This is a genomic window from Pseudomonas sp. TH32 (assembly GCF_016650855.1).
Classification (GTDB): domain Bacteria; phylum Pseudomonadota; class Gammaproteobacteria; order Pseudomonadales; family Pseudomonadaceae; genus Aquipseudomonas.
Window position 1 is genome coordinate 3,601,784 of record NZ_JAEKFA010000002.1, and the last position, 11,475, is coordinate 3,613,258.

At 62.2% G+C, this 11,475-nt stretch carries 12 protein-coding genes; 8 read left to right on the forward strand and 4 right to left on the reverse strand.

Annotation, left to right across the window (positions count from 1 at the left end; all coding sequences use genetic code 11):
• The first annotated feature begins 42 nt into the window (after nt 1-42).
• The 5 genes from JFV30_RS19935 (at nt 43) to JFV30_RS19955 (ending at nt 5,706) form a co-directional block, all read left to right on the forward strand.
• Nucleotides 43-1,338, forward strand: a complete 1,296-nt coding sequence (locus JFV30_RS19935) for a glycerate kinase type-2 family protein (RefSeq protein ID WP_201124998.1) — start codon at nt 43-45, stop codon at nt 1,336-1,338.
• A complete protein-coding gene (pyk, locus tag JFV30_RS19940; protein WP_010166207.1) occupies nt 1,328-2,743 on the forward strand; it encodes a pyruvate kinase in 1,416 nt (471 codons plus the stop codon). Before JFV30_RS19935 ends, pyk begins: the two co-directional genes overlap by 11 nt.
• Nucleotides 2,744-2,864: 121 nt before the next feature.
• A complete protein-coding gene (locus JFV30_RS19945; RefSeq protein WP_201124999.1) occupies nt 2,865-3,740 on the forward strand; it encodes an urea transporter in 876 nt (291 codons plus the stop codon).
• A 31-nt stretch (nt 3,741-3,771) separates the two neighbouring features.
• Nucleotides 3,772-4,596: an ion transporter gene (locus JFV30_RS19950; protein WP_010166204.1), complete on the forward strand. Its 825-nt coding sequence runs from the start codon at nt 3,772-3,774 to the stop codon at nt 4,594-4,596.
• A gap of 105 nt (nt 4,597-4,701) precedes the next feature.
• Nucleotides 4,702-5,706: a sulfate ABC transporter substrate-binding protein gene (locus tag JFV30_RS19955; protein WP_010166202.1), complete on the forward strand. Its 1,005-nt coding sequence runs from the start codon at nt 4,702-4,704 to the stop codon at nt 5,704-5,706.
• 170 nt (nt 5,707-5,876) lie between these two features.
• On the opposite strand, the gene JFV30_RS19960 is transcribed toward JFV30_RS19955, so the two are convergent.
• A complete protein-coding gene (locus tag JFV30_RS19960; protein WP_201125000.1) occupies nt 5,877-6,491 on the reverse strand; it encodes a DUF5666 domain-containing protein in 615 nt (204 codons plus the stop codon).
• 178 nt (nt 6,492-6,669) lie between these two features.
• Between JFV30_RS19960 and JFV30_RS19965 the strand changes: the two genes are divergently transcribed.
• On the forward strand, nt 6,670-7,866 hold the full coding sequence (locus JFV30_RS19965; protein ID WP_201125001.1) for an MFS transporter: 1,197 nt from the start codon (nt 6,670-6,672) through the stop codon (nt 7,864-7,866).
• On the opposite strand, the gene JFV30_RS19970 is transcribed toward JFV30_RS19965, so the two are convergent.
• Nucleotides 7,867-8,271, reverse strand: coding sequence for a type II toxin-antitoxin system HicB family antitoxin (locus tag JFV30_RS19970; RefSeq protein ID WP_010166194.1), 405 nt, complete (start codon nt 8,269-8,271; stop codon nt 7,867-7,869). It lies immediately after the preceding gene.
• A 21-nt stretch (nt 8,272-8,292) separates the two neighbouring features.
• A complete protein-coding gene (locus tag JFV30_RS19975; protein ID WP_201125002.1) occupies nt 8,293-8,481 on the reverse strand; it encodes a type II toxin-antitoxin system HicA family toxin in 189 nt (62 codons plus the stop codon).
• A 216-nt stretch (nt 8,482-8,697) separates the two neighbouring features.
• On the opposite strand from JFV30_RS19975, the gene JFV30_RS19980 reads away from it, so the two are divergent.
• The gene (locus JFV30_RS19980) at nt 8,698-9,576 is read left to right on the forward strand and encodes a LysR family transcriptional regulator (protein ID WP_201125003.1); all 879 of its coding nucleotides are present in this window, start codon (nt 8,698-8,700) and stop codon (nt 9,574-9,576) included.
• A gap of 3 nt (nt 9,577-9,579) precedes the next feature.
• Here the strand turns inward: JFV30_RS19980 and JFV30_RS19985 are convergent, their stop codons facing one another.
• Nucleotides 9,580-10,689, reverse strand: coding sequence for a cytochrome P450 (locus JFV30_RS19985; protein ID WP_201125004.1), 1,110 nt, complete (start codon nt 10,687-10,689; stop codon nt 9,580-9,582).
• A 74-nt stretch (nt 10,690-10,763) separates the two neighbouring features.
• On the opposite strand from JFV30_RS19985, the gene JFV30_RS19990 reads away from it, so the two are divergent.
• Complete coding sequence (locus tag JFV30_RS19990) at nt 10,764-11,450, forward strand: ArsR/SmtB family transcription factor (RefSeq protein WP_201125005.1); 687 nt, start codon at nt 10,764-10,766, stop codon at nt 11,448-11,450.
• Nucleotides 11,451-11,475 lie beyond the last annotated feature (25 nt).

The following is an 11,475-nucleotide window of genomic DNA, read 5'->3' on the forward strand; positions in this document are numbered from 1 at the left end:
TTTGCATTGCCTCTAATAACAAGAATCCCCGGGAGCCCGCTTATGTCGGTCGATCCGCAACACCTGCTTCGCGAGCTGTTTGCCACAGCCATCGACGCTGCCCACCCCCGGCAAGTCCTCGAACCCTATCTGCCCGCCGACCGCAGCGGCCGTGTCATCGTGATCGGTGCCGGCAAAGCCGCCGCCGCCATGGCGCTGGTGGTGGAAAACTGCTGGCAAGGCGAAGTCTCGGGCCTGGTGGTCACCCGCTATGGCCACGGTGCACCCTGCAAGAAAATCGAAGTGGTCGAAGCCGCACACCCGGTCCCGGATGCCGCCGGCCAAGCCGTGGCCAAGCGCGTGCTGGAGTTGATCAGCAACCTCAGCGAAGACGACCGCGTGATCTTCCTGCTCTCCGGCGGTGGCTCTGCGCTGCTCGCCCTGCCCGCCGCCGGCATCACCCTGGCGGACAAGCAAGCGATCAACAAAGCCCTGCTCAAATCCGGCGCCACCATTGGCGAGATGAACTGCGTGCGCAAGCACCTCTCGGCAATCAAGGGTGGCCGCCTCGCCCGGGCAAGCTGGCCGGCCACGGTCTACACCTACGCGATTTCCGATGTGCCGGGCGACCAGGCCACGGTCATCGCGTCGGGCCCTACCGTCGGCGACCCGAGCACCTCGCAACAGGCGCTGGCGATCCTCAAGCGCTACCAGATTGAAATCCCGGCGTCGGTGCGCACCTGGCTGCAAAGCCCGGAGTCGGAAACGGTCAAGCCTGGCGACCCGGTGCTCGCCCGCAGCCATTTCCAGTTGATCGCCCGCCCCCAACAATCCCTGGAGGCGGTGGCGGTGAAAGTCCGCCAGGCCGGTTTCAGCCCGCTGATCCTCGGCGACCTGGAAGGCGAGGCGCGGGACGTGGCCAAGGTGCACGCCGGCATCGCCCGGCAGATCATCCAGCACGGCCAGCCGCTGGCGGCGCCTTGCGTGATCCTTTCCGGCGGCGAAACCACCGTCACCGTGCGCGGCAATGGCCGTGGCGGGCGCAATGCCGAATTCCTGCTGAGCCTCACCGACAGCCTCAAGGGCCTGCCCGGCGTCTACGCCCTGGCGGGTGACACCGACGGCATCGACGGCTCCGAAGACAACGCCGGGGCGATCATGACGCCCACCAGCTACGCCCGCGCCGAAGCCCTGGGCCTGAGCGCCAGCGATGAGCTGGACAACAACAATGGCTACGGCTATTTCGCGGCCCTCGACGGCTTGATCATCACCGAGCCGACCCGCACCAACGTCAACGATTTTCGCGCCATTCTGATTCTTGAAAGCCCTGAAAGAGAGTCCCCCGAACATGACGCCTGACAAGAAGGTCAAAATCCTCGCCACGCTGGGCCCGGCCACCGACAGCATTGACGACATCCGCGAGCTGGTGGAAGCCGGGGTGAACATCTTCCGCCTGAATTTCAGCCACGGTGATCACGCCGATCATGCCCAGCGCTACCAGTGGATTCGCCAGGTGGAGCGCCAGCTCAACTATCCCCTCGGCATCCTCATGGACCTGCAAGGGCCGAAGCTTCGGGTCGGGCGCTTTGCCGAGGGCAAGGTACAACTGATTCGCGGCCAGGCTCTGCGCCTGGACCTGGACCCGACACCCGGTGACCAGCGGCGGGTGAACCTGCCGCACCCGGAAATCATCGCGGCCCTGCAGCCCGGCATGGACCTGCTGCTGGACGATGGCAAGCTGCGCCTGCGGGTGATCACCAAGCATTCCGAGGCCATCGACACCACCGTGCTGAATGGCGGCGAACTGTCGGACCGTAAAGGCGTGAACGTGCCCCAGGCATTGCTGGAACTCAGCCCGCTGACCGCCAAGGACCGCCGCGACCTGAGTTTCGGTCTGGAACTGGGTGTGGACTGGGTGGCGCTGTCGTTTGTGCAACGCCCGGAAGACATCCGCGAAGCCCGTGAATTGATCGGCGACAAAGCCTTCCTGATGGCCAAGATCGAAAAGCCATCGGCGGTGCAGCGCCTGCAGGAAATCGCCGAGCTGAGCGACGCGATCATGGTCGCCAGAGGGGACCTGGGGGTGGAAGTGCCGGCGGAAAGCGTGCCGCAAATCCAGAAGGACATCATTGGTGTCTGCCGCCAGTTGGGTAAACCGGTGGTGGTGGCGACGCAGATGCTTGAGTCGATGCGCTTCTCCCCGGCGCCGACCCGGGCCGAAGTCACCGACGTGGCCAACGCAGTGGCTGAAGGGGCGGATGCGGTGATGCTGTCGGCGGAAACCGCTTCCGGCGAATACCCGCTGGAAGCCGTGCTGATGATGAGCAAGATCATTCGCCAGGTGGAAAACGGCCCGGATTACCAGGCCCAGCTGGACGTCAGCCGGCCCAAGGCTGAGGCCACGGTGTCGGACGCCATCAGCTGCGCGATTCGCCGTATCAGCAGCATCCTGCCGGTGGCGGTGCTGGTGAACTACAGCGAGTCCGGCACCTCCAGCCTGCGGGCGGCGCGGGAACGGCCAACGGTGCCGATCCTGAACCTGACGCCGAACCTGTCCACGGCGCGACGCTTGAGCGTGGCGTGGGGCGTGCACTCGGTGGTGAATGACCGGCTGCGGCAAGTGGATGAGGTGTGTTCCACGGCACTGGAAATTGCCCAGGCACAAGGTATGGCGCAGCGCGGGGACACGTTGGTGATTACCGCGGGGGTGCCGTTTGGGCAGCCGGGCTCGACCAACTCGCTACGGATAGAGACGTTGATCTAGCGCCTGTAAGGGCCTTATCGCGGGCAAGCCCGGCTCCCACATTTTGATTTGTGAACCCGTTCAAATGTGGGAGCTGGCTTGCCTGCGATGGGGGCAACTCGGTCCCTCAGACTCACCCACCATGCCCAACCAACCCTGCCCCGACTGGGCCGAAGCCCTGCTCAACGGCTTCAGCCAGATTTTCCTGCAGCGCCACCCGCTGTGTGGCCTGCTCTGCCTGCTGGCGATCCTTGTCGGCGCCCCGGCCCTGCTCGGCGGCGCGCTGCTGGGTGGTGTCGCCGGGCTGCTGACCGCCCAACGCCGCGCCTATCCCAAGGCCGAGCGCCAGGCTGGCTTATATAGCTACAACGGCGTGCTGCTCGGCTTGCTGATCAGCCAGCACTTCACCTGGTCGGCACTGCTACCGCCGTTGATTCTCGCCTGCGGCGGCCTCAGCGCGATCCTTACTCGCCAATGGCTCAAACGCGCTGCCAACCCCGACGACCTGCCCGCCTACACCGCACCGTTTGTGGTACTCGGCTGGCTGCTGCTCGGCACCCCTTCGCCCACCGCCTTCACCGCCAGCGAACCCGGCACTTGGGCACTGCTCTGCGCGCCATTTAAAGGGTTGGCCCAAGTGATCCTGCTGGACCAGCCCCTGGCCGGCCTGTTGATCGCCCTCGGCCTGCTGCTCGCCAGCCGCCGCGCCGCGTTATGGGCGCTGGCCGGCGCCAGCCTCGGCGTACTGATCGCCCTGTTGATGGACGAACCCGCAAGCGCCCTGCTCGGGCTGCACAGCTATAACCCGGCGCTGGCCGCCCTGGCCCTCAGCCAGCATCGCCGCCAACCCTGGCTGCCGCTGATCGGCATTCTGCTGGCGATCATCCTCACACCCGGCTTCACCGGCCTGAACCTGCCCGCGCTGACCGCACCGTTTATCCTCGCCACCTGGCTGGTGCGCGCCAGTCATCGGGTGATGCAGAAAGCCCGCATGGACAGCCCGTTCGAATCACCCTAGGCTTCGCTGATCTTCAATTCAGGCGGGCTTTATGGACAGCAACAACGACTGGCGTCAGCGGCTCTACGTCATGGTATTCCAAAGCGACACCGTCGCCGGACGGCGCTTCGATGGCATTCTGCTGCTGATCATACTTGCCAGCCTGGTCATCGTGATGCTCGACAGCATCGACCAGATCCACCAGAACTACGCCGATGTGCTGGCCTACATCGAGTGGGGCTTCACCATCATTTTCGCCATCGAGTACGGGCTGCGGCTGTACTGTTCGCCCAAGCCGTTGCGCTATGCCTTCAGCTTTTATGGGCTGGTGGATTTGCTGGCCATCGTGCCCGGGATCCTGGCGCTGTATTACAGCGACGCGCAGTACCTGCTGATTATCCGGATCATCCGGATGCTGCGGATCTTCCGCGTGCTCAAGCTCGGGCCGTACCTCAAACAGGCCAACTACCTGATGTCGGCGCTGCGGGGCAGCAAGCAGAAGATCGTGGTGTTCCTGGTCAGCGTCTGCACCCTGGTGACGGTGTTCGGCACCTTGATGTACGTGATCGAAGGTCCGGAACACGGCTTTACCAGTATTCCCAAGGGCATCTATTGGGCGATCGTGACGCTGACCACCGTGGGCTTTGGCGACATCGTGCCGAAGACCCCGCTGGGCCAGGTGATTTCGTCGCTGGTGATGATCACCGGTTATTCGATCATCGCGGTGCCCACCGGGATCTTCACCGCCGAACTGGCCAACGCCATGCGCGGTGAGCAATTGCAAACGGATTGCCCGGTGTGCAAGAAAAACAGCCATGAGCCCAATGCGGCGTTTTGCTCACGGTGTGGCAGCGCGCTTTTCAAGAAACTGGAATAAGCAAAGTTCTTTTTAATCTTTAAGCGACTATGCGCCCCCCGTTATAGTCGCTGGCATATTGCCCCCATGCGTTTCAAAACCTTCTCGAACAACAAGGAATGAGCAGTGAAAAAACTCGTTAGTGCCTCTCTCCTGGCCGCCGGCCTCGCACTGGCTGGCGTCGTCCAGGCCGCCCCGGTCACCCTGCTCAACGTCTCCTATGACGTGATGCGCGACTTCTACAAGGACTACAACGCCGCCTTCCAGAAACACTGGGCGGCCGAGCATCCAGACGACAAGCTGACCCTGCAGATGTCCTTCGGTGGTTCGAGCAAACAAGCGCGCTCGGTGATCGACGGCCTGCCGGCTGACGTGATCACCATGAACATGGCCACCGACATCAATGCCCTGGCAGACAACGGCAAACTGGTGCCGGACAACTGGGTCACCCGCCTGCCGAACAACAGCGCGCCGTTCACCTCTGCCACGGTGTTCATCGTGCGCAAAGGCAACCCGAAAGCCCTGAAAGACTGGCCGGATTTGCTCAAGGATGGCGTGCAAGTCATCGTGCCGAACCCGAAAACCTCCGGTAATGGCCGCTACACCTACCTGTCGGCCTGGGGTTATGTACTGAAGAACGGCGGTGACGAGAACAAGGCCAAGAAATTTGTCGGCGACCTGTTCAAACACGCGCCTGTGCTGGACACCGGTGGCCGTGCCGCTACCACCACGTTCATGACCAACCAGATCGGCGACGTGCTGGTGACGTTTGAGAACGAAGCCGAAATGATCGCCCGTGAATTCGGCCGTGATCAGTTCGAAGTGATCTACCCGAGCGTCTCCGCTGAAGCCGAGCCGCCGGTGTCGATCGTCGACAAAGTGGTCGAGAAAAAAGGCACCAAAGTGGCTGCCGAGGAATACCTGAAGTACCTGTGGTCGCCGGAAGGCCAGGAAATCGCTGCCAACAACTACCTGCGTCCACGTGACCCGAAAGTGCTGGCCAAGTACACCGACCGCTTCCCGAAAGTCGACTTCCTGTCGGTCGAGAAGACCTTTGGTGACTGGCGTACGGTGCAGAAGACCCACTTCAATGATGGCGGGATTTTTGACCAGATCTACAGCGGGCAGTAATCCGCTCTAACTGAAGAAATGCAGGCCAGTGTGGGAGCTGGCTTTTGTGGGAGCTGGGCTTGCCCGCGATAGCCTCACCTCGGTTTGTCTGATAGACCGAGGTGCCTGCATCGCGGGCAAGCCCGGCTCCCACACAAGCCCGCTCCCACATTTGCTTCAGCGCTCAGCTGTTACATCGGCGGCGTCACACCATCCTTGCCCGCCGAAATCGCCTGGGCCGTCACACTCCCATCCGCGCCCTTCGCCGCAAACATCACCACCTTCACCCCAGGTTTCAGCAAGCTGCGATCACCCGGCTCAAGGTTGACGATCGGCACGTCATCCGGCACCACGATCTTCTGCTCGCCGCCCTTGTACTTCACGGTCAATGTCCGGCCATTGCTCACCACCAGGTCACCCACGGTGCCGTTGGTCATGCTGCTGCCTTCCTTCAGGTCGAACGCACGGTGCCCGTCACCTGTGCCTGCCATGGCCGGCGGGAATACGTGGACTTCCAGCGCCGTCAGGGTGCCATCCGCGTTGGGCATGGCCGCCGACCCGATGTAACTGCCAGGCTTGATGTCTTCGATTTTGGCCAGGGTGACGGCGCGCACCAGCGTGTCCTTGGTCAGGTTCACGGTGACGTCCTCACCGCTGTTGACCTTGACGTGCATCGCATCGCCGTCGATCGCGGTAATCGCACCCCGCACGCCCACACGCGGGGCATCCTGGGCCTGGGCGACGCCCACGGTCATCAGCGCGGCCAGGCTTGAGGCCAAGAGCATCTTGTTGAAAGTCATCTTCATGGCAGTCGATTTCCTGTTTATGCAGTTGTGACTGAATGTATCATCGACCTTCAGCCCGAAAGTTAACGTTTCAGTCATTAATGCCCGGCATGAGTGTTATCACCACAAACGGGCTACTCCCGCCCGGGGCCAGTCTTTATGCTCGCTCGCCTCTTTCCTTCGCTTTTATGAGAACACCATGAACGCTACGCCCCACGCTACAAGCACCATGACCCGAGGCATGGTGATGCTGTTTGCGTTCTGTTGCGGCGCCATCGTCGCCAACATCTACTACGCCCAACCGATCATCGAGCTGATTGCCCCGGACATCGGCCTCACGCCGGCCATGGCCAGCCTGATCGTGTCCCTGACCCAGATCGGCTATGCCTTGGGCCTGTTCTTCCTGGTGCCGTTGGGCGACCTGCTGGAAAACCGCCGGCTGATGATCATCACCACCGTGGTGGCCATCGCCAGCTTGCTGGGCGCAGCCTTCACCGAACAGCCGAACCTGTTCCTGCTGGTGTCGCTGCTGATCGGCTTCAGTTCGGTCTCGGTACAAATCCTGATTCCCCTGGCGGCGCACCTGGCACCGGCGGAATCCCGTGGCCGAGTGGTCGGCAGCATCATGGGCGGTTTGCTGCTGGGTATCCTGCTGGCCCGGCCTGTGTCCAGCGTGGTGGCTGACCACTTCGGCTGGCGCGCCATGTTCATGGCTGCCGCAGCCCTGATGGCGTTTATCAGCGTGGTGCTGATGCTGACCATCCCCAAGCGCCAACCCGATCATGCCGCCAGCTACGGCCAATTGCTGGGCTCCCTGGGCACCTTGCTGCGCCGCCAGCCGGTGCTGCGCCAGCGGGCGTTTTACCAGGGCTGCATGTTCGCGACCTTCAGCCTGTTCTGGACCGCTGCCCCACTGGAACTGTCCCGCAACCATGGCCTGAGCCAAAGCCAGATCGCCCTGTTCGCCCTGGTGGGTGCCCTCGGCGCCATCGCCGCCCCCATTGCCGGGCGCCTGGCGGATGCCGGCCACACCCACCGCGCCTCACTGCTGGCGATGCTGTTTGCGGCGCTGAGCTTCCTGCCCGCCTTCGTGCACCCGCTGTACAGCGTGATTGGCCTGGCGGTCACCGGCGTGGTCCTGGACTTCTGCGTGCAAATGAACATGGTCCTCGGCCAACGCGCCATCTACGCCCTCGACGCCAACAGCCGCAGCCGGCTGAACGCGCTGTACATGACCAGCATCTTCATCGGCGGCGCCTTCGGCTCGGCGATTGCCAGCAGCGTTTACGAACACGGCGGCTGGCTGGGGGTGATGCTGGTGGGCAGCGCGTTCCCGCTGGTGGCATTGTTGCGGTTCCTGAGTGCATCGCGCCCAGGAGCGGTGGCCACCGCCTAGTTACAACCGCACCAACTTCTCCAAAGCCGCATCCGCCAGAAATGACGAGCGGCTTTTTACTTTGTGCTCGCGCACATAGCGGTCGATACGCTGGATCACATAGCCGGGCAAGGTCACGTTGACCTTCTCGGTCTTGCCCAGATAGGGCGAAATGTCGAGTTCCAACATCCCCCAGCCCATTCCCGCGTATTCCTCATTGTCATGGTGGGCGGCCACCGACGTTGGCATCGGAATCACCCGACCTTCTGCCGCGATCTCCTGCAGCATGATGTGCGCCACCTCAACGGCGGCGTTGTACGCCTCTTCAAAGCTGTCCCCGGCGGTCACAGCGCCCGGAATATCGGGGATCTGGATACCGGTGGCGACAAAGTCATCGCCCCATTCGATACAGATTGGGTATTGCATGGAAAATCTCCTTAAACCGTCCTAAAACGAAAACAGCCCGGCACGTTTCCTGATACTTCGCACGGTGCCCAGGGGCAGATCCTTCTTGGGATGGGGCACCGGTATCGTGTACGGGTTATAGCGATGGGTGAAAAGATGATGGCTGCCCGTCACCCGATCCAGCACCCAACCTGCCTCTTGCAGCTCTTTGATCAATAGCCCGCTTTGCACCACAGCCTCCTTGCTCCGGCCTGAATAAAAGTAACTCTAGAGTTATCTTTACTCAAGCACAGAATTCGTCAGTCTGACTGGTGGCTGTTTTACTGGATGTTGGAAACCCATCAATTCATGCCCTTAGGGAATGAATTCTATGCCAACCGACTGACTTCCCCCCTCATCCCAAAGGCCCCATGATTCCCGAAACGCCACCGCCAAAAGGACATCCCGATGGACCGCCTCACCGCCATGGAAACCTTCGTCCACGTCGTCGAGACCGGCTCGTTTTCCGCGGCCGCAAAACGCATGGGCATTGGCCAGCCCGCCGTGTCCAAAGGCATTGCCCAACTGGAGGCCCGGCTGGCGGTCAGGCTGCTGATGCGTTCCACCCGGGGACTGACGCCCACCGAGGCGGGCCTGGCGTTTTTTGAGAAGGCCAAGCGCGCGGTCGACGAGGCCAACGATGCCGACGACGCCGCCCGGGGCGCCAGCAATGGTCTGTCGGGCACCCTGCGCATCAGCGCGGGCGTGACTTTTTGCCGTTTACAGATCATTCCCAACCTGGGGCCGTTCCTTGAGCAACACCCCGGCCTGAACGTCGACGTCGTACTCGACGACCGCCTGCTCAATCTGGTGGAAGAAGGTATCGACGTCGCACTGCGCATCGGCAACCTGAGTGACTCCGGCCTGACGGCCCGCAAGATTGGCCAAAGCCCCTGCCGGATTTTCGGCACGCCCGCCTACTTTGAACGCCATGGCGAACCCCGCTCCCCGGCAGACCTCCTGCACCACCAGGCGGTGATCTATAGCTTGAGCGAAAGCACCTGCTGGACCTTCACTCAAGGTGCCCATCAATACCCGGTGGTCGCTCACGGGCGCCTGCGCGTCACGTCCTCCGAAGGTATTCGCGCTGGTGTGCTGTCCCACCATGGCGTGGCGATGACCGCCGAATGGATGTTCATGCCGGAGATCGCCAGTGGCGAGGTCAAGGCAGTCCTCACCGACTGGGAACTGCCGCCACGGGACTTGTGGGCCGTGTTGCCCACAGGCCGGATGGTCAGTGCCAAGGCCCGGGCGTTTATCGAGTTTGTGGAGGGTGTGGTGCGCTGATCCTTACCCGTGAAAGCGCGGAATGCGCCCATTCAGAGACGGCCAGTAACTGAACGCACACGGGCTGCTCAGCACACCTTGCTGACGACGCTGTAAATCCTGGATCGCCTGCGCGGCAATGCTGAGCGCGATTTTTTGACCCGGACACTGATGCCTTCCCAAGCCGAAACTGAAGGTTTTTCGTTGCTGGCGCTCGAGTAAAAATCGGTCGGGTTCCGGGTTCGCCGCAGGATCCCGATTGGCCGACGCCAGCAACACGAGCACAGTGTCTCCAGCCTCCAGAGTCCGGCCGCCAATGGTGCAGCGGCTGGCCACGAATCGTCGGGTGTTCTGCACCGGAGAATCGTAGCGAGCGACCTCCTCGACCAACGCAATGGTGAGGGTTGGCGTACGCTGGACGAGTTCCAGCAGATCGGGGCGCCGATGTAGTGTGACCAAGGTGTTGCCGATAAGACCTGCACTGGCTTCGCAGGTCTGTGACAGCAGCCCGATCAGGTTGGCGATCAATGCGTCAGGGGCTTCCCAGCTACTGGCTTCGTAGTTGCGAAGGATGTGCTCCCGCAACCCTGTTTGCGCCAGCAACCCGCTGAACATTTCCCTTAGCCGGCTCGCCCCGGTGTGCGCATCGCGGATCTGAGTCTCACTGCTCAGCGGTGAAAGGCAGGCGACAAAATCACCTGTCATCCGGGCGACTTCCCCCAGTTGGTCGCCTGGAAAACCCAGCCAATGCGCGACCGCCGACACCGGTAACGTGAACATAAATTCGTTCAAATCAGCCGCCGGGGGACCGATGCGGGTTATGACATCCGCAGTCACCACCGAAGCCAGCGCCGGCTCGATGACCGCCCTGGGGCACCGATGGCCCGCGCCTTCATTCATGCGCATCAATGACGCAAACACCTGCCCCGCCGCGCCTTGCGCAATTGCTGCAGGCACCGGCTCATGCAACGGCCGCACCCGGCAATCGGGATGCGCCAGCACCGCCTCGACCATCCTGGCAGTGCTGGCGATCCATAGCCCGAGACCTTCATCGAACAGCAGCTCGCCGTTGAGCCTCAAGCCTGCGTAATACTCATAAGGGTTGTTGTGTGTCGCAGCTTCCAGCGGGGTCATTCAGTACATCCTGTGCCTAAAGAACCGCTACTATCTGCCACCGCACACGGCAACGATTCGTTCAGGAACGAAATATGAATGCCCACCAAGAAGACTCTGCCCTCTCCCGGGTCGCTGGCGCGATTGCGGAACCTGCACGGACCAAAATGCTTTGCGCACTGATGGACGGCCATGCGCGCACCAGCACCGAAATGGCAGTCATCGCCGAGGTCAGCGCCTCCACCGCCAGCGCCCACTTGGCCAGGCTCAAGGATGACGGGCTGGTGAAGCTGCATACTCAGGGCCGGCATCGGTATTACAGCCTCGCAGGCCCTCACGTTGCCCAGGTGATTGAAGCGCTGATGGTGATCAGCCAAAACACTGCAACGGCGTTCGTTGCAACCACGCCCAATCGCTTGCAGTTCGCACGGACCTGCTACGACCACATGGCCGGGACGTTGGCCGTGCGCCTGCATGACCATTTCATCGAGGCCGGCTGGCTGATGGGTGACGGCACCTACCAACTCACGCAAGCCGGTGTAAAAGCGATGACCGAATTGGGTGTTGATGTGCAAGCGCTTCGCGTCCAGCGGCGTCGTTTCGCCTGCTCGTGCCTGGACTGGAGCATGCGCCGCCCGCATTTGGCCGGGGCGCTGGGGGCGGCTTTTCTGCAAAGCGTGATCAGCCGCCAGTGGGTCACCCAGGACCTGGATAGTCGTGCGCTTGGGCTTACGCCAAAGGGGCGAAAAGCACTGACAGGCCAGTTTGGAATAAAGCTTTGAGAACGATGAAGGCTCAATGTGGGAG